Source organism: Photobacterium leiognathi (genome assembly GCF_030685535.1).
Taxonomy (GTDB): Bacteria; Pseudomonadota; Gammaproteobacteria; order Enterobacterales; family Vibrionaceae; genus Photobacterium; species Photobacterium leiognathi.
This window is the reverse complement of sequence record NZ_CP131601.1, coordinates 2905285-2921932: the sequence shown is the minus strand read 5'-3', so window position 1 is coordinate 2921932 and position 16648 is coordinate 2905285. Positions and strand designations below refer to the sequence as shown.

Genomic DNA, 16648 nt, shown 5'->3' with positions numbered 1-16648 from the left:
CAAAAACCCAATGCTGTAGCGTTGGGTTTTTTTATGTCAATCTATTTTGACTCATCGACATATGCTTTTAGTCCTTGGGTTTCGCTGTTTGTAATAATTGGTAGCTCATACCGTTAAAGGTTTCTTTATAGCCAAGAGTATAGAGCGTGTTCTCAGCCAGCTCAGCGCGTCGACCTGAGCGACAATACAGTAAGATAGGTTTTGATTTATCGGTGAGATAGTTTTCGATTGTGGTAATTTGATCGAAAGGAATATTGATCGCGTTAGCTAGATGACCTTTGCTGAACTCTTCAGGAGTACGAACATCAATTATTAAAGGTTGTTGAGCTTTTTCGATTTGCCAAAACTCATCTGGTGTGACGTATTTAGCAAATGAAATAGCGGGAAAGAGAGTAAATAAGAGGGCAGTTAAGCTACGTGTCTTTTTCATCATACTTCCACCGCTATTGATAGATTTACATCATTGTTATTTCTTTTGAGCACGCTCGAAGGATGTCAAGATCTCAGCTTTAGCAGCTTCTGCGTTATCCCAACCTTCTACTTTTACCCACTTGTTTGGTTCAAGCTCTTTGTAACGCTCGAAGAAGTGAGTGATTTGTGCTTTTAGTAGTTCAGGAAGATCGTTCACATCATTAATGTGATCATATTCTTTACTTAGCTTGCTGTGTGGCACTGCTACGATTTTCGCATCTTCACCTGACTCATCAGTCATCTTCAATACGCCCACAGGACGACAACGGATCACAGCACCTGGTACTAGCGGGAATGGCGTTGGGACTAATACGTCAACCGGATCACCATCAAGTGATAGGGTGTTGTTTACATAACCGTAGTTACATGGGTAAAACATTGGGCTAGACATAAAACGGTCTACAAAAATTGCACCAGTGTCTTTGTCTACTTCGTATTTAATCGGATCTGCGTTTGCAGGGATTTCAATAACAACGTAAATATCTTCTGGGATATCCTTGCCAGCAGGGACCTGATTAAGGCTCATGACTAATTCCTTCTAAGGTTAATGAGATGTTGTTGTTTGTTAAAATTATAATGACTGTAAACAAAAACAAAAGCAAATCATCGTCGTTGCGGTGTCGCACAATCAAATGCGCGACACGTATCGCCTCTATTTACTCATCAGGATATTCACGAAGGAAACCTTCGACTTTCTCAACCATGTTGGTGGATCCAACAAAGAAAGGCACACGTTGGTGTAATTCGGTTGGTGAAATATCTAAGATCCGCTGAAAACCATCCGTTGCTTTACCGCCAGCCTGTTCGATTAGAAATGCCATTGGATTACATTCATAAAGTAGGCGCAGCTTTCCGTTAGGGTAACTAGCAGTACTTGGGTAGAGGTAAATACCGCCTTTTAGTAAGTTACGATGGAAATCAGCAACAAGGGAGCCAATATAACGTGAGGTATAAGGGCGTTTTTCTTCAGGTACGGCTTCTTGGCAAAACTTGATGTATTTCTTCACGCCCATTGGAAAACGAATGTAATTACCTTCATTGATGGAATAAATCACGCCGTCTTGGGGGATGGTCATATTTTCATGGGAGAGACAAAAGCTGCCAAGGGATGGATCATATGTAAAGCCATGAACGCCGTTGCCTGTGGTGTAAACGAGCATGGTTGAAGAGCCATAAATGACATAGCCTGCGGCGACTTGTTGGCTACCCGGTTGGAGAAAGTCTTCTTCTGTTGGTGGTGAACCAACAGGCGATATTCTGCGATAAATAGAAAATATGGTGCCTACCGAAACATTGACATCAATGTTGGATGAACCATCAAGAGGATCCATTAGCACAACGTATTTGGCGTTGAGGTTTAGCGGTTTATTAAAGCCAACAGCGTTATCTTCTTCCTCACTGGCAATACCACACACTTGATCCCGTGCTTCTAAAGCGGCTTTAAATTTTTCATTGGCATAGACATCTAGCTTTTGTTGATCCTCCCCTTGAATATTTTGATCGCCTGCTGCTCCAGTAATATCCACTAACCCAGCCTTATTAATTTCACGATTAACAATTTTAGCGGCGAGTTTGATCGAGCCTAAAAGAGATGATAGTTCGCCACTTGCGTGGGGAAAGTCATGCTGCTTCTCGACAATGAATTCACCAAGCGTTCTAATATTTGCCATAAAACAATCCTTGCATCTTGTTGTCATATCATCGGGTGAAGAGAGTACAATATAGCGCTAGGCCTCCTTATTAGGGACGAAGGCGAGTGCTTAACTGTATTTTTTGTTATATAAAGAATTGTATATAAAGATCTTTTTTATGGTAACGAAGTAACGCGAAAGCGTGAAAAGAGCCGAATTAATCACGGAGCTAGCAGTAATGCACATTCATATTCTCGGTATTTGCGGTACATTCATGGGCGGTGCTGCAATGCTTGCAAGACAGCTAGGTCACACAGTCACTGGTTCTGACGCTAATGTTTATCCGCCAATGAGCACCATGTTAGAAGCTCAAGGCATTGAAATTATTCAAGGGTACGATCCTGCTCAGTTAGATCCAGCGCCTGATCTTGTCGTGATCGGTAATGCCATGAGTCGTGGTAACCCTTGCGTTGAATACGTATTAAATAACAATTTACGCTACACCTCAGGCCCACAGTGGCTACAAGAATATTTATTACATGATCGCTGGGTAATGGCGGTATCAGGTACTCACGGTAAAACTACCACAGCTAGTATGTTGGCTTGGATCTTAGAAGATTGTGGTTATCAACCAGGCTTTTTAGTCGGTGGTGTTTTAGGTAACTTTGGTATTTCAGCACGCCTAGGTGAGAGCATGTTCTTCGTGGTTGAAGCGGATGAATATGACAGTGCTTTTTTTGATAAGCGTTCGAAGTTTGTTCACTACCACCCTCGTACTTTGATCATGAATAACTTGGAATTTGATCACGCTGATATTTTTGACGATCTAAAAGCGATCCAACGTCAGTTCCACCACCTTGTTCGTACTGTACCTGGTAATGGTCGTATTTTAGCGCCAAAAGGGGTGAAGAATATCGATGAAACCTTGGAAATGGGCTGTTGGAGCGAGTTGGAATATATCGGTGGTGATGGTCACTGGCGCGCAGAAAAACACCGTGAAGATGGAAGTGTGTTTGATGTGTATCTTGATGGCGATAATGTTGGCACGGTACGCTGGTCTTTAGTTGGCGATCATAATGTTAATAATGCATTGATGGCGATAGCTGCTGCGCGTCATGTCGGCGTCACACCAGATCTAGCTTGTGAAGCATTAGCGAAATTTATTAATACCAAGCGTCGCTTAGAGCTAAAAGGCGAAGAAAATGGCGTTGCGGTTTATGACGACTTTGCTCATCACCCAACGGCAATTGAACTCACTCTTGGTGGTTTACGCGCGAAAGTCGGTGATTCACGTATTCTTGCGGTGTTAGAGCCACGTTCAAACACCATGAAACTGGGTGTTCACAAAGACGATCTTGCACCATCGTTACATGCGGCTGATGAAGTGTTCTTCTTCCAACCACCCAATATTCCATGGTCGGTAGAAGAGATCGCACAGCAATGTTCTCAACCTGCCTATTGCAGTGGTGATCTTGATGAACTGGTTAAGCGTATTGTGGAGCAAGCAAAGCCAGGCGATACCATTTTAGTGATGAGTAACGGTGGCTTTGGCGGTATTCATGACAAGCTATTAACCGCATTAGCAAAGTAAGTAGGAAATGGGAATGACGGATAAGCGTATAACGCTTGCATGGACTGGCGCATCGGGTGCTCCTTATGGGCTGCGACTGTTAGAATGTTTATTGGCAGCTAATTATCAGGTGTACTTACTGATTTCATCGGCTGCACGTGTGGTTTTAGCAACAGAGCATGGTTTGAAGTTATCGGCATCGCCAGATAAAGCGCGTGAACAACTGGTGGAGCATCTTCATTGTGATGCTGACAAACTGATTGTTTGCGGTAAAGATGACTGGTTCTCACCTGTGGCATCTGGCTCGGCAGCTCCGAAACAAATGGTTGTTTGTCCATGCTCGGCAGGATCATTAGCATCTATTGCTTATGGGATGTCTGATAATCTGATTGAGCGTGCTGCAGATGTGGTGATCAAAGAGCGAGGCCAGTTATTGCTGGTGGTACGTGAAACACCATTTTCCACGATCCATTTAGAAAATATGCTGAAATTATCAAAGCTCGGCGTGACGGTAATGCCTGCTGCTCCCGGTTTTTATCACCAACCTCAGTCAATTGATGATTTGATTGATTTTATGGTGGCTCGAATTCTCGATCACCTTGGTGTGGAGCAAGGTCTCGTTCCTCGATGGGGATACGATCAACGCTAATAGCTTAAGCATAAATAAAGCCCGCAATTGTGCCTGTCTCTTGATCACAAGTCATTGTGTTCAAGATACTTAGCTAATTCATATCCTTCAAGGATGGTTTGTAACCTAAACCATCCTTGCCATAATGTCTTTACAGAAGCGCGACCCGTCCGCTTGGTATCTTTCCAACCACCTAACCGTGCAATACTTTTGTAAGCCCACGATATATTTGGTGCTTCTTTGGGCAGTTTTTTCTTCTCCAATTTTAACCACATAAGCTTCCACGCTTTACCTTTTAACACCCGTTCACAACAACTACTAGATAACTCTTTAGATTCGTTCATAAATCTTAACTGGAGTAAACGAGTAGCAATAAATGCCAAAATAACACTGAGCCTTTCTAAGTTATCTTTACTTTGCATTCTCAGTTGTTCAACTTGCGTGCCTTCACTTTTCCAAGCCTTGTGAAAATCTTCTATCAGCCAACGACGCTCATAATAACTGACGATGTTAAGTGCTTCCTCTTTGTTCGTTACAGGCTCTGATGTCAGTAAATGCCATGCGAGCTTGTCGTCACTCTCACCTTGCTCTATACATCCAACATAGTAGAGAGAGATATTATCGAACTCTTTTTTATTAGCGGGAGACTTAAGTGTCACGGGAGCATATTTGATGTCTAGATGAGCCGTGCGAGACTTACGACCGCCTTTTTGCGGTATTTTTAGCTCTTTGCTTCCTGCTGATAACAACTTGGAAGCGTAGTCATAAAGACGATTATCATGCTCCTCGATACAGCGACTTTGCATTGAGCGAACGATAAATCGTTGTTGTTGCTCGTGCTTGTAAGTGAGGTACTCGAATAAATCGGCTTCTCTATCACATACAGAAATAACCTCTGACATTTTCTCGCCTAGTCGCTCTGCAACATGGCGAGATGCTTGTTCCCATTTATAACTTTCTTTTTCTTTGTATGGTCGAGTTGCGTGCTGGTGTCTTTGACCACGTTTTTCAATATCTCGGGTCCAGCGTTGTTGTTCGATTAAACCAACTACAGTGTGAGTTTCGGGAGCAAAAAGCAACGTTGAATGAACGAACATTGCTCGGTGTCGATTACCTTGATTGGAATGCCCGAGTGTATCTTGTATGCTGTGATGTGAGTAACTTAGAGAAGTGGTATCTTCCAATGCAAGCAGTGTTTGTTGTTCAAAAGCTTCTTGTGCTGTGACATAGAATCCAGCTTCTGCAATATCTTCTGCTTTGATTTGGTCATTATGAATAAAGCGATAAGCCCCTTCCATATCGGCTGGGGAGATGATGAGTTTTGAGATAGGGATACCAGGTTGTTCAGCCAGAGAGGTAGCTAGAGCAACGAGTCTTTGAGTGCGTCTTGGGTCATTAAGATCGGCTTGACCGAATTGTTTTTGAGCCCAAAGCGTTGGTTCTATATAGGTCATCATAATCATCCTTATCATTGCTTAGATGATCAGATCATGAAACATAAAATTAGTTCAAAAAAATCCCCAAGCATTGGCTTAGGGATTTGTGTATAAGAGACAGGCAATTGTGCGGGCTTTTTTAATACTGCTCATTTACTTGCAGATAGCCTGCTTCTTGATAATAGCGAACCGCACCGGAGTGAAAGGGAATAGATAAACCATTTTTTAGCATATCGGTTTTGTTTAAATTCGCAAACGCGGGATGAAGACGTTTAAAGGTATCAAAGTTTTCAAAGATAGATTTTGTGAGAGCGTAAACTGTTTCGTCTGAGACATCTGTGCTTGAGATTAGGGTGGCTGAAACACCAAAGCTTTCAATATCTTTGTTGATCCCTTTATAAATTCCATTAGGGGTAATGGATTTGGCGTAGAAAGGGTGCGTTGAAATGATTTTCTCGATATTTTTTCCCTTTGCTGAGATCATTTTCGCATTACAGTACACCGCAGCTTCTTTTATTGCGCCATTAGGATGACCAACCAAAAAGATATAAGCATCTATTTTGTTATTACATAATGCTTCTGAACGTTCTGCTGGTGGAATGGAGACATGTTGAAAATCATTATGATCCCATCCGAGACTATCCATGACGATTTTCATGGTAGCCCTATCGCCGGATCCTGTTTCACCAATATTGATCCTTTTGCCTTTCAGATCTTCTAAGTTATTAATACCAGCGTCTTTACGGACAATGATATTAAAAGGCTCATCATGCAGCGACAGGATCGCACGCATTTTATTATATGGGCCTTGAGAGCTAAATTGATTGGTGCCGTTATAGCCATGAAATTGCCAATCAGATTGCACGATCCCAAAGTCAAATTCTTGATCTTTAAGTTTGTTGATGTTGTATATCGATCCTGTTGTCGATTCGACCAAACAACGTAAATTGTGTTGTTGGCGCTCTTGATTGACGAGCTTACAGATGGCACCACCTGTCGGGTAGTAAACGCCATTAATAGGGCCAGTCCCGATAGTGATAAAGCTTTGTGCATAGGCGGTGGTTATAACACTGCACCAAGCGAGTGTTAACAGCCTAAGCATTACTCTTTTTCTTAATGTCATGAACGAATCCTTTCTAATCATGCAATGAGTAAAATATGAAGTAAGAGCGTATTAATGGATAAATCGAATGTTCATCATAGCAAATGAGGTTGAGAGACTCGGTTTTTGTTTGTGCGCGAACGCCCAATTCACAGAAGAATAAGATGAAAATCGCGAAAGGTTAGGAGATTCGTAGGTAAGAAAATGAGGAATATGCTACTGGAGGTTGCCGGGTCTATTTGATATTTCTCTTAGTTGTGAAATTAAATAGACCCAAACAACTTACTTACTGTATTCAAACAGCTCACACACAGAATCGTATAATTCAAGTGTCGTTACTGTATTAGTTGGGGTGATAAAGATTGTATCGTCACCAGCAACTACACCAAGGATACCTTCAGCTTTACCAAGTGAATCTAATAGACGAGCGATCACTTGAGCGGCTCCAGGACCTGTGTGAATAACCACTAATGCGCTGTTATAGCCAACATCCATCACAAGATCTTTTAATGGACTTGTTGTAGTTGGGACGCCTAACTCAACAGGTAGACAATACACCATTTCCATTTTTGCATTACGTGTACGTACCGCACCAAATTTGGTTAGCATACGAGACACTTTAGATTGGTTGATATTATCGAAACCCTGAGCCTTCAAGGTGTCAACGATCTCACCTTGAGAGCTAAATTTTTCTTCCTTTAGAATTGCTTTAAACGCTTTTACTAAGCGCTCTTGTTTATCTGAATTTCGCATAAATAAATATTATCTACAGGGACGAGGTAAGGTATTTTTGCATAACCTATCACTAACTAGCAAACAAACTGCATGAAATCTGATTTTTGCATTATCAGAGGTAAGCAATATGCATAAAGCGTAAAACAATCTTTGTTATTGTTTTTATTGAATAACATAAACTGCTATTTGATTAAATTCTCATTTGTTTGAATAAAAGTGTTTTCTGAGTGTGAGATTATAGGTCAATAAAATGGGTTTCTGCGCAACTTCGCAAAGCGCGAGGCTGGCGATTGTATTTGTTATCAGCTTGCTATAACGTCCCATTAATCTTCTTATTTGGTCATTAAAAGTGGTATTCAAATAAGATGTACTAATAAAAAAAGATACTTCTATCGTAAAGGAGAACGAACATGAAAGTTGCTGTAATTGGCGCTGCTGGTGGTATCGGTCAAGCACTTGCTCTGCTACTTAAAAACCGTCTACCTGCTGGCTCAGATCTTGCCCTGTATGACATTGCACCGGTTACGCCGGGTGTTGCTGCAGATCTTAGCCATATCCCAACCCCTGTTACTATCAAAGGCTATGCAGGTGAAGATCCAACACCAGCATTAGAAGGGGCTGATGTTGTCCTTATTTCTGCAGGTGTTGCACGTAAACCAGGTATGGATCGTGCGGATCTGTTTAACGTAAACGCAGGTATCGTTAAATCATTAGCAGAAAAAATTGCAGTAGTGTGTCCAGAAGCTTGCGTAGGTATTATCACTAACCCTGTTAATACAACAGTGCCAATCGCGGCAGATGTATTAAAGAAAGCTGGCGTTTATAACAAACGTAAACTGTTCGGTATTACAACGCTTGATGTGATCCGTTCTGAAACGTTTGTTGCTGAGCTAAAAGATAAAGCACCTTGTGATATTCGTGTTCCTGTTATTGGCGGTCACTCAGGCGTTACTATCTTGCCTCTATTATCACAGGTTGAAGGTGTTGAGTTTACTGAAGAAGAAATCAAAGCACTGACACCACGTATCCAAAATGCGGGTACTGAAGTGGTTGAAGCTAAAGCTGGTGGTGGTTCTGCAACACTTTCTATGGGTCAGGCGGCATGTCGCTTTGGTCTTGCACTTGTTCGTGCGCTGCAAGGTGAGCAAGGTATTGTCGAATGTGCTTATGTTGAAGGTGATGGTAAGTATGCCCGTTTCTTTGCACAGCCTGTGCTTCTAGGTAAAGAAGGCGTGGAAGAAGTCATGGACTACGGTTCATTAAGTGACTTTGAGCAATCTGCAATGGAGAGCATGCTAGAGACGCTAAAAGGCGATATTACGCTAGGTGAAGAGTTCGCAGCGAAGTAATTGCGATAAATAAAAGAGAAAAAGCGGCTTCATAAGTCGCTTTTTTATTACCTAACTACGCCGTTTTACCGTCTTAATAGTATCGATCACAACCAGTATGTAATTGTGGCTGATCAACGAGTTCATTGCATTCCACAGATCGCAGTTGATGATCATCTTTGTGCTCAATGATCACGGCATTGTTTTGTTGATCAATACCGATCACTTTACCCACCCCATGAAACGATTCTACCCACATACCAACCTTTAATTGGGTTATTTCCATGATTCACTCCTACTAATAAGCAAAAGAAATAGGTTGATTTAAAGTATAGATCATCATGATCGTCTGATGTGAGGTATAAAAAAACCTGCCAAAATAGCAGGTCTTTTCGTTGTGAAGTGAAAGCTTATTTATTGCGTTGTACCGCCATATGAGCCAGTGCAATTAATGCTTCTTTATAGTCAGAGTCAGCAATAGGCGCTAAGGCTGCAATGGCTTTCTCTGCTTCTTCTTCTGCACGTTTTTGAGTGTATTCCAGTGAGCCATGTTCATGCATGCAAGCTAGAATAGCATCTAGTTTCTCCATGCCGTTGGCTTTCTCAATCGCTTCTCGGATCATCGCTGCTTGTTCAGCATTACCGTGGTGCATCGCATGAAGCAATGGTAGCGTCGGTTTACCTTCTGCTAAATCATCACCCACGTTTTTGCCCATTTCTTTACCATCAGCAATATAGTCAAGTACATCATCGATAAGTTGGAATGCTGTACCTAAGTAACGACCGTACTCTTGGAAGGCAAGTTCGATTTCAGCTGGAGCATCTGCAATAATTGCTGCGATTTGAGTCGATGCTTCAAATAAACGTGCTGTTTTTGAGTAGATAACTTGCATGTAGCTATCTTCTGTCGTGTCAGGATCGTTACAGTTCATTAACTGTAATACTTCACCTTCTGCGATCACGTTGGTAGCTTCACTCATGATGTCGAGGATCTTTAAAGATCGTAGGCTTGTCATCATTTGGAATGAGCGAGTATAAATATAGTCACCAACCAGTACGCTAGCAGCATTGCCAAAGGCAGCATTGGCGGTTTCTTTTCCACGACGCATGTCTGATTCATCAACCACATCATCGTGCAATAATGTTGCGGTGTGAATAAATTCAACAAAAGCGGCTGCAGTTGTATGTTTTTCACCATCGTAACCTAATGCACGAGCTGCAAGTACAGCTAGCATTGGGCGTAGGCGTTTGCCACCACTACTGACAATGTAGAAACCTAGTTGATTGATAAGAGCAACATCAGAGTTAAGTTGCGCTTGTATCTTCGCGTCGACCTGGGCCATATCGTTGGCGGTGAGCGCTTGGATAGCTTTAAAATCCATTGTACATCCAGCAAGATTGTTAGCCACGTAGGGCGGAAAAGTGATTCGAATGATTAATCGAATCTTACACTAAAACAGCCCTATCTTCATAACCCCAACGTGCGCTATTTCAAAGACTTTTTTTGTTGAGCAGCTTTTCATCAATTTTCTTTCCATAATGGCTTGCCATAAGCCTTATTTTTACGTAGAATCTGCGCCCTATTGATGACAAGATTAAGCGCATACCCATAGCCCAATATACGTGGCATATGGCCTATGCGGACAAGCGGAGTAAGACATGTACGCTGTTTTCCAAAGTGGTGGTAAACAACACCGTGTAAGCGAAGGCCAAACCTTACGCTTAGAAAAACTAGACGCTGAAACTGGCGCTAGCATTGAATTCGACTCAGTACTTCTAGTAGCTAACGGCGAAGAAGTTACTGTAGGCGCACCTTTTGTAGCTGGCGGTAAAGTAACTGCTGAAGTTGTTACTCACGGTCGTGGCGATAAAGTTAAAATCGTTAAGTTCCGTCGTCGTAAGCACTCTCGTAAGCAAATGGGCCACCGTCAGTGGTTCACTGAAGTCAAAATTACTGGCATCAGCGCTTAATAACAGGAGAATTTAAAGATGGCACACAAAAAAGCTGGCGGTTCTACTAACAACGGTCGCGATTCAGAAAGCAAACGCCTAGGTGTTAAGCGTTTTGGTGGCGAATCTGTACTAGCAGGTAACATCATCGTTCGTCAACGTGGTACTAAGTTCCACGCTGGTAACAATGTTGGCCTAGGTAAAGACCACACTCTATTCGCTCTATCTGACGGTAAAGTGAAGTTCGAAGTTAAAGGTCCTAAGAACCGTAAATTCGTATCTATCGAAGCTGAATAATATTCAACTTTGACACGAAGATTAAAGCCCTGCCTATTGGCGGGGCTTTTTATATCTGGAGGGTTTATGCGCGATCGTGGCCCTATGATCGGCTTTTTCCTCGCATTAACAACGGCAGTCTTTTGGGGCGCGTTACCAATTGCGATGAAGCAAGCTGTTGAAGTAATGGACCCTTTTACCATCGTTTGGTATCGATTTATTACTGCCTCTGTGGGCTTAGGCCTACTGTTAGGCTGGAAAAAACAGTTACCAAGCGTGTCAAATATTGGACGAGTAGGTGGATTGATATTACTGGTTGCAAGCTTGGGGCTTGCAGGTAATTTCGTTCTATTTAATCGCTCGTTGCAATACCTTAATCCACCTGTTGTACAAGTCATTATCCAATTAGCGCCTGTGGGGCTGTTGGTGACCAGTGCATGGGTGTTTAAAGAAAAGCTCGCCAAACATCAGATCATTGGTGTGAGTTGTTTACTTGGCGGCCTTTTATTGTTTTTTAACGAACGCTTAATTGAGTTGTTTACCAGTTTTTCTGGTTATACTCTAGGTGTGAGTTTAGCTGTGGCGGCTGCTGTTGTGTGGGTGGTATATGGCCTTGCACAGAAGTGGTTATTAAGGCAGTTTACATCAGCACAAATTTTGCTGATGATCTATGTGATCTGTGCCTTGATCTTAACGCCGATGGCACAACCTGAACAGATCTTTGCAATGGATGATCGTCAACTTGCGATGTTGATGTTCTGTTGTATTAATACGCTTGTTGGCTATGGTGCCTTTGCTGAAGCAATGTCACGTTGGCAAGCCTCGCAAGTGAGTGCAGTGATCACGCTGACTCCTTTGTTTACTATATTATTTGTCGATCTCGCCAGCCTTGCTTGTCCACAATATGTTGCAGCGGTGACGCTGAATATCTGGGGTTACCTCGGAGCAATGGTAGTGGTAAGCGGTGCGATATGCTGTGCTATAGGCCATAAATTTATTCGCCAGCACAAATAATCAGGTCGATGACAAGTATTACTACATCATGATGCATTGGTGATCATGATCGTATGTTAAACGCCAGAGTGCGGAGAAAAGAATGAAGTTTATAGATGAAGCAGTTATCAAAGTTGATGCCGGTGACGGTGGTAACGGCGTAGTAAGTTTTCGTACTGAAAAGTATATCCCGAAAGGCGGTCCTGACGGTGGTGACGGTGGTGACGGCGGTGACGTTTACCTACTAGCTGATGAAAACTTTAATACGCTGATTGATTACCGTTTTGAACGTTTCCATGCTGCTGAGCGTGGTGAGAACGGTCGTGGTGGTAACTGTACAGGTAAACGTGGTGCCGATAAGGTGCTAACTGTGCCTGTAGGTACACGTGCTGTTGATGAAGATACAGGTGAAGTGATTGCCGATCTGACTGAGCACGGCATGAAAGTGATGGTGGCTAAAGGTGGTTTCCACGGCCTTGGTAACACTCGCTTTAAATCATCTGTAAACCGCGCGCCTCGTCAAAAGACCATGGGTAGTGCGGGTGAAGTTCGTCACCTTCGTCTCGAGCTATTACTATTAGCGGACGTAGGTATGCTTGGTTTACCGAATGCGGGTAAATCCACTTTCATTCGTGCTGTATCAGCGGCTAAGCCAAAAGTGGCTGATTACCCGTTTACAACCCTAGTACCAAGCCTAGGTGTGGTACGTGTGGATTCAGACCGTAATTTCGTGGTTGCTGATATTCCGGGTCTAATTGAAGGTGCTGCTGATGGTGCTGGCTTAGGTATTCGTTTCCTTAAGCACTTAGAGCGTTGTCGTGTACTACTTCACATGATCGATCTACTTCCTGTGGATGGCTCTGATCCAGTAGAAAACGCATTTACAATTATCAACGAACTTGAGCAATACAGCGATAAGCTTGGTAATAAGCCGCGTTGGATTGTCTTCAACAAAGCTGATCTGCTTGATGAAGAAGAAGCGCAAGAGAAAATGACTGAAGTACTCGAAGCCCTTGCTTGGGAAGATAAGTATTACAGCATTTCTGCACTTAATCGTATGGGCACGAAAGAGCTTACCTACGATCTGATGGAAGCAATTGAAGCATTGCCTCGCGAAGCGTACGTTGAAGAAGAAACGAAAGAAGATAAAGTTGACTTTAAGTGGGATGACTACCACGCAGAGCAGCTTAAGAAAGCGCAAGATGATGACGACGATGATGATTGGGATGATTGGAATGAAGATGATTACGATGTTGAAATCATCTACAAGCCATAATCTGATTTGATTGTGTCGAAAAAGCCGTACTGAGAGGTACGGCTTTTTTTGTGCCTTATCAAAATAAAGTGTGATCTAATCCGATATGCTTAGTGGTACGAAAAGTAACCAATCATTATGGATGAGGCATGACAAGCTACATGGAGCGTGAAATAGTCCCACTTTCGGAGCCTGAGCAAAGAGAAATTACACGATTAGCCATATCGGCTGGTCAGCGTCTATTACAGCATGGCGCAGAAAGCGCTTTGGTAATGGACGTAACACGACGTTTAGGGCTGGCATTAGGGGTAGAAAGTGTTGAGGTATCGCTATCTGCTAGTTCAATGGTGATTAGCACTCGTCACATGGGAAGCTGCATTACCACCACTCGCCAATGCCGAGACGGTGGGATCAACATGCAGATTGTCACTGAGATCCAACGGATCTGCATTTTGACTGAACGTGGATTAATGGATCTTAGAGATGTTCATAACAAACTCGAGCTAATTCAGCCTCCACGTTATCCTCGTTTATTAGTGATCATCATGATCGGCCTTTCTTGTGCTTCATTTAGTCGCTTAGCAGGTGGCGATTGGCCTGTTTTCTTTGTTACCTTTATTGCCTCTTCTATTGGTATGTTTGTCCGTCAAGAAATTGCCCATTGTCATTTCAACCCTTTGATAAACTTTGCTTTCACCGCATTTGTCACCACGCTTATTTCAGGATTTGCTCAGGTGTACCAAATAGGCGATAAGCCTTTTATCGCCATGGCGTCTTCCGTTTTAATGCTCGTACCGGGTTTTCCTTTAATTAATGCGGTCGCTGATATGGTGAAAGGGTATCCATCAATGGGCTTAGCACGATGGACGATGGCGAGTTTACTGACGCTTGCCACTTGCATTGGTATTGTTGCTGCGATGAACGTACTGAATGTGTGGGGGTGGTTATTATGAATGCGTTGTTGGAGCTTCTGATCGCGCTTGGTAATGATATGTTATTTGCGATGATCCCTGCGGTTGGCTTTGCATTAGTGTTCAATGTACCGCCAAAAGCGCTGAAGTACTGTGCTATCGGTGGCGGATTAGGACATGGCACTCGCTTTCTTTTAATGCATTGGGGGATGCCGATTGAATGGGCAACACTTGCCGCTGCTACTGTGGTGGGAATGATTGGTGTGCATTGGTCACATCGCTTTTTAGCTCACCCTAAAGTGTTTACGGTCGCTGCGATGATCCCTATGGTACCCGGCGTGTTTGCTTATAAGGCAATGATTGCGATAGTCGAGATCAATCACCGCGGCTTTTCGATGGAATTATGGGGATTGATGATTGAGAACGTATTAAAAGCGATCTTTATTGTTGCGGCATTAGCGATTGGTTTAGCGATGCCGGGATTATTGTTCTATCGACGTCGTCCTGTGGTATAACCTAGCTTCACGAATTTAAAAGGAGATCCCTAAAGATGAAGATCAGTATGATCGCTGCAATGGCACATGATCGAGTAATTGGAAAAGAAAATGCGATGCCATGGCATTTGCCTGCTGATTTTGCTTGGTTTAAACAATGTACTTTAGGGAAGCCTGTGGTGATGGGGCGTAAGACCTTTGAATCGATAGGTCGTCCACTACCGGGTCGCCATAATATCGTGATCAGCCGAAATCCTGACTTTCATGCTGAAGGGATCACGGTGGTCGGTGATATTAATGCCGCAAAGCAAGCGGCTGGCGATGTTGAAGAGCTGATGATTATCGGTGGTGGCAGTATTTACCAAGCTTGTTTAGCGCAAGCCGATTGTTTGTATTTGACGTTCATTGATGCTGATCTTGATGGTGATACACGCTTTCCTGAATGGGGGGATGGCTGGCATCAAGTGAGTACAGAGCACTATGCTGCTGATGAAAAAAATGCGTATGCGATGGACTTTACTGTGCTTGAACGTGATTAATTAAATGTAAATAATGCCCACAAAATGGTGGGCATTATTCTATTTTCAAACACTACGCAAGTTAATAGATTGGACACTCAGTAACAAAGCGTTTGCCATCTTCCCAACGCAGCATCGTTAAACTATTACCCCATACACAGCCCGTATCAAGCCCGATACAGTGTTCATCCGTATGTCCCATTAGCGCCGCCCAATGACCGAAGATAATGGTTTTCTCAATCGGCTCTGCACGTTTTACTTCAAACCATGGGATTAAACTGCCGACATCTGGATTTCCCGGCTCTACTTTACAATGCATATCTAAACGCCCACCTGGCTCGCAAAAGCGCATACGGGTAAAGCTATTGATGGTATAGCGAAGTTGCTCTAATTCACTCAGATCTTTTTGCCAAAAATCAGGCCCATCGCCATACATGTTTTCTAACAGCCACACATAGCGATCGGATTGTAGCAGGGCCTCGACATGGCGGGCTCGTTGACGTGCTGTTGCCAGTGACCATTGTGGGCTAATGCCTGCGTGTACCATCACAAGAGGAAAGTCAGGGTGCTCTGCTAATAGTGGCTGGTGGCGCAACCAATCTAATAATTCGTTGCAGTCAGGCGCTTCTAAAATCGCTTGGGTTTTATCACTAGGCTTCAAACGTGCTAATCCGTTTGCCGCTGCAAGTAAATGTAAATCGTGATTACCTAAAATTACTTGGGCGCTATCACCTAATGATTTTACAAAGCGTAGGGTTTCCAATGACTCTGGACCACGAGCCACCAGATCGCCAGCAAGCCATAGTTGATCGTATTCTGGATTGAAGTTTGCTTGAGAAAGGAGCTTTTTTAGATCAGGTAAGCACCCCTGAATATCACCAACAAGGTAGGTTGCCATAGTGCTCTCGTATTGAGGAAAGTGAGTGACACAGCTAGTGAATAATATTGGGCATCGCCAAACGAAATGGAGATATGTCCACTTTAAAGCTGTTACCGTTCCCGTCTTCCATTATGTAATGGCCTTGCATTACACCGATCGGGGTATCGATGATTGTACCACTGGTATAGGTATAGTCATCACTTGCTTGAATTACCGGTTGTTTACCTACCACGCCTTCACCGTCGATGACTAACTTTTTGCCATTGGCATCGGTGATCAACCAGTGGCGTTTAAGTAGCTGGGCTTGACCTCGACCAAGATTATGAATGGTGATGGTATAGGAAAAAACGTAACGGTTTTCATCTGGCTCGGATTGATCGGCGAGATAATGGGTAACAACATAACATTTGATTGTTGGGGGAGAAGTTATACTCACAGACAACATCCTTTTGTGTATGATCTTCTTTCAT

Annotated in this window: 20 protein-coding genes; 10 read left to right on the top strand and 10 right to left on the bottom strand. The window is 43.1% G+C overall.

Annotation, left to right across the window (positions count from 1 at the left end; all coding sequences use genetic code 11):
- Positions 1-67 precede the first annotated feature (67 nt).
- The 3 genes from Q7674_RS20155 to fbp form a co-directional block, all read right to left on the bottom strand.
- Entirely contained in the window at positions 68-433 is a 366-nt protein-coding gene (locus Q7674_RS20155; RefSeq protein WP_237156809.1) for a rhodanese-like domain-containing protein, read from the bottom strand.
- A 33-nt stretch (positions 434-466) separates the two neighbouring features.
- Complete coding sequence (gene ppa / locus Q7674_RS20150) at positions 467-997, bottom strand: inorganic diphosphatase (protein ID WP_008989848.1); 531 nt, start codon at positions 995-997, stop codon at positions 467-469.
- A gap of 130 nt (positions 998-1127) precedes the next feature.
- Entirely contained in the window at positions 1128-2141 is a 1014-nt protein-coding gene (gene fbp, locus Q7674_RS20145; protein WP_045066265.1) for a class 1 fructose-bisphosphatase, read from the bottom strand.
- Between the two features lie 199 nt (positions 2142-2340).
- Between fbp and mpl the strand changes: the two genes are divergently transcribed.
- Both mpl and Q7674_RS20135 read left to right on the top strand, forming a co-directional pair.
- Entirely contained in the window at positions 2341-3693 is a 1353-nt protein-coding gene (mpl, locus tag Q7674_RS20140) for a UDP-N-acetylmuramate:L-alanyl-gamma-D-glutamyl-meso-diaminopimelate ligase (RefSeq protein ID WP_045066263.1), read from the top strand.
- A gap of 13 nt (positions 3694-3706) precedes the next feature.
- Positions 3707-4321, top strand: a complete 615-nt coding sequence (locus Q7674_RS20135; RefSeq protein WP_008989845.1) for a flavin prenyltransferase UbiX — start codon at positions 3707-3709, stop codon at positions 4319-4321.
- A gap of 44 nt (positions 4322-4365) precedes the next feature.
- Here the strand turns inward: Q7674_RS20135 and Q7674_RS20130 are convergent, their stop codons facing one another.
- The 3 genes from Q7674_RS20130 to argR form a co-directional block, all read right to left on the bottom strand.
- A complete protein-coding gene (locus Q7674_RS20130; RefSeq protein WP_305424172.1) occupies positions 4366-5754 on the bottom strand; it encodes an IS4 family transposase in 1389 nt (462 codons plus the stop codon).
- Between the two features lie 121 nt (positions 5755-5875).
- A complete protein-coding gene (locus tag Q7674_RS20125; RefSeq protein WP_045063509.1) occupies positions 5876-6859 on the bottom strand; it encodes a TAXI family TRAP transporter solute-binding subunit in 984 nt (327 codons plus the stop codon).
- A gap of 261 nt (positions 6860-7120) precedes the next feature.
- A complete protein-coding gene (gene argR / locus Q7674_RS20120; protein WP_008989843.1) occupies positions 7121-7591 on the bottom strand; it encodes a transcriptional regulator ArgR in 471 nt (156 codons plus the stop codon).
- Positions 7592-7983: 392 nt separating this feature from the next.
- Here argR and mdh point away from each other — a divergent pair, with 392 nt between their 5' ends.
- Complete coding sequence (gene mdh, locus Q7674_RS20115; protein WP_045063510.1) at positions 7984-8922, top strand: malate dehydrogenase; 939 nt, start codon at positions 7984-7986, stop codon at positions 8920-8922.
- A gap of 73 nt (positions 8923-8995) precedes the next feature.
- Here mdh and Q7674_RS20110 read toward each other — a convergent pair whose 3' ends face one another.
- On the bottom strand, positions 8996-9187 hold the full coding sequence (locus Q7674_RS20110; protein WP_008989841.1) for a hypothetical protein: 192 nt from the start codon (positions 9185-9187) through the stop codon (positions 8996-8998).
- A gap of 124 nt (positions 9188-9311) precedes the next feature.
- A complete protein-coding gene (gene ispB, locus Q7674_RS20105) occupies positions 9312-10283 on the bottom strand; it encodes an octaprenyl diphosphate synthase (RefSeq protein ID WP_023932282.1) in 972 nt (323 codons plus the stop codon).
- 277 nt (positions 10284-10560) lie between these two features.
- Between ispB and rplU the strand changes: the two genes are divergently transcribed.
- From rplU to folA, 7 genes are all read left to right on the top strand, one after another.
- The gene (gene rplU / locus Q7674_RS20100) at positions 10561-10872 is read left to right on the top strand and encodes a 50S ribosomal protein L21 (protein ID WP_008989838.1); all 312 of its coding nucleotides are present in this window, start codon (positions 10561-10563) and stop codon (positions 10870-10872) included.
- Between the two features lie 18 nt (positions 10873-10890).
- Positions 10891-11148: a 50S ribosomal protein L27 gene (rpmA, locus tag Q7674_RS20095; RefSeq protein WP_005369901.1), complete on the top strand. Its 258-nt coding sequence runs from the start codon at positions 10891-10893 to the stop codon at positions 11146-11148.
- A gap of 66 nt (positions 11149-11214) precedes the next feature.
- Positions 11215-12141, top strand: coding sequence for a DMT family transporter (locus Q7674_RS20090; RefSeq protein WP_305423203.1), 927 nt, complete (start codon positions 11215-11217; stop codon positions 12139-12141).
- 82 nt (positions 12142-12223) lie between these two features.
- Entirely contained in the window at positions 12224-13396 is a 1173-nt protein-coding gene (gene cgtA / locus Q7674_RS20085) for an Obg family GTPase CgtA (protein WP_008989836.1), read from the top strand.
- 140 nt (positions 13397-13536) lie between these two features.
- Positions 13537-14328 (top strand): threonine/serine exporter family protein, encoded by a 792-nt coding sequence (locus tag Q7674_RS20080; protein WP_045063606.1) that lies wholly within the window; start codon positions 13537-13539, stop codon positions 14326-14328.
- The gene (locus tag Q7674_RS20075; RefSeq protein WP_008989834.1) at positions 14325-14801 is read left to right on the top strand and encodes a threonine/serine exporter family protein; all 477 of its coding nucleotides are present in this window, start codon (positions 14325-14327) and stop codon (positions 14799-14801) included. The genes Q7674_RS20080 and Q7674_RS20075 overlap by 4 nt, the downstream gene beginning before the upstream one ends.
- Before the next feature lie 35 nt (positions 14802-14836).
- On the top strand, positions 14837-15319 hold the full coding sequence (gene folA, locus Q7674_RS20070; RefSeq protein ID WP_045063512.1) for a type 3 dihydrofolate reductase: 483 nt from the start codon (positions 14837-14839) through the stop codon (positions 15317-15319).
- Between the two features lie 61 nt (positions 15320-15380).
- On the opposite strand, the gene Q7674_RS20065 is transcribed toward folA, so the two are convergent.
- Both Q7674_RS20065 and apaG read right to left on the bottom strand, forming a co-directional pair.
- Positions 15381-16196, bottom strand: coding sequence for a symmetrical bis(5'-nucleosyl)-tetraphosphatase (locus tag Q7674_RS20065; RefSeq protein WP_045063514.1), 816 nt, complete (start codon positions 16194-16196; stop codon positions 15381-15383).
- A 34-nt stretch (positions 16197-16230) separates the two neighbouring features.
- On the bottom strand, positions 16231-16623 hold the full coding sequence (gene apaG, locus Q7674_RS20060) for a Co2+/Mg2+ efflux facilitator ApaG/CorD (protein ID WP_179946574.1): 393 nt from the start codon (positions 16621-16623) through the stop codon (positions 16231-16233).
- Positions 16624-16648: the final 25 nt, after the last annotated feature.

Coding starts and splice junctions, on each gene's coding strand:
- cgtA (WP_008989836.1), top strand. CDS start 12,224: ATGAAGTTTATAGATGAAGCAGTTATCAAAGTTGATGCCGGTGACGGT.
- Q7674_RS20065 (WP_045063514.1), bottom strand. CDS start 16,196: ATGGCAACCTACCTTGTTGGTGATATTCAGGGGTGCTTACCTGATCTA.
- Q7674_RS20110 (WP_008989841.1), bottom strand. CDS start 9,187: ATGGAAATAACCCAATTAAAGGTTGGTATGTGGGTAGAATCGTTTCAT.
- Q7674_RS20080 (WP_045063606.1), top strand. CDS start 13,537: ATGGAGCGTGAAATAGTCCCACTTTCGGAGCCTGAGCAAAGAGAAATT.
- mpl (WP_045066263.1), top strand. CDS start 2,341: ATGCACATTCATATTCTCGGTATTTGCGGTACATTCATGGGCGGTGCT.
- Q7674_RS20090 (WP_305423203.1), top strand. CDS start 11,215: ATGCGCGATCGTGGCCCTATGATCGGCTTTTTCCTCGCATTAACAACG.
- mdh (WP_045063510.1), top strand. CDS start 7,984: ATGAAAGTTGCTGTAATTGGCGCTGCTGGTGGTATCGGTCAAGCACTT.
- Q7674_RS20125 (WP_045063509.1), bottom strand. CDS start 6,859: ATGACATTAAGAAAAAGAGTAATGCTTAGGCTGTTAACACTCGCTTGG.
- apaG (WP_179946574.1), bottom strand. CDS start 16,623: ATGTTGTCTGTGAGTATAACTTCTCCCCCAACAATCAAATGTTATGTT.
- ispB (WP_023932282.1), bottom strand. CDS start 10,283: ATGGATTTTAAAGCTATCCAAGCGCTCACCGCCAACGATATGGCCCAG.
- Q7674_RS20155 (WP_237156809.1), bottom strand. CDS start 433: ATGATGAAAAAGACACGTAGCTTAACTGCCCTCTTATTTACTCTCTTT.
- folA (WP_045063512.1), top strand. CDS start 14,837: ATGAAGATCAGTATGATCGCTGCAATGGCACATGATCGAGTAATTGGA.
- argR (WP_008989843.1), bottom strand. CDS start 7,591: ATGCGAAATTCAGATAAACAAGAGCGCTTAGTAAAAGCGTTTAAAGCA.
- fbp (WP_045066265.1), bottom strand. CDS start 2,141: ATGGCAAATATTAGAACGCTTGGTGAATTCATTGTCGAGAAGCAGCAT.
- rpmA (WP_005369901.1), top strand. CDS start 10,891: ATGGCACACAAAAAAGCTGGCGGTTCTACTAACAACGGTCGCGATTCA.
- Q7674_RS20130 (WP_305424172.1), bottom strand. CDS start 5,754: ATGACCTATATAGAACCAACGCTTTGGGCTCAAAAACAATTCGGTCAA.
- Q7674_RS20135 (WP_008989845.1), top strand. CDS start 3,707: ATGACGGATAAGCGTATAACGCTTGCATGGACTGGCGCATCGGGTGCT.
- rplU (WP_008989838.1), top strand. CDS start 10,561: ATGTACGCTGTTTTCCAAAGTGGTGGTAAACAACACCGTGTAAGCGAA.
- ppa (WP_008989848.1), bottom strand. CDS start 997: ATGAGCCTTAATCAGGTCCCTGCTGGCAAGGATATCCCAGAAGATATT.
- Q7674_RS20075 (WP_008989834.1), top strand. CDS start 14,325: ATGAATGCGTTGTTGGAGCTTCTGATCGCGCTTGGTAATGATATGTTA.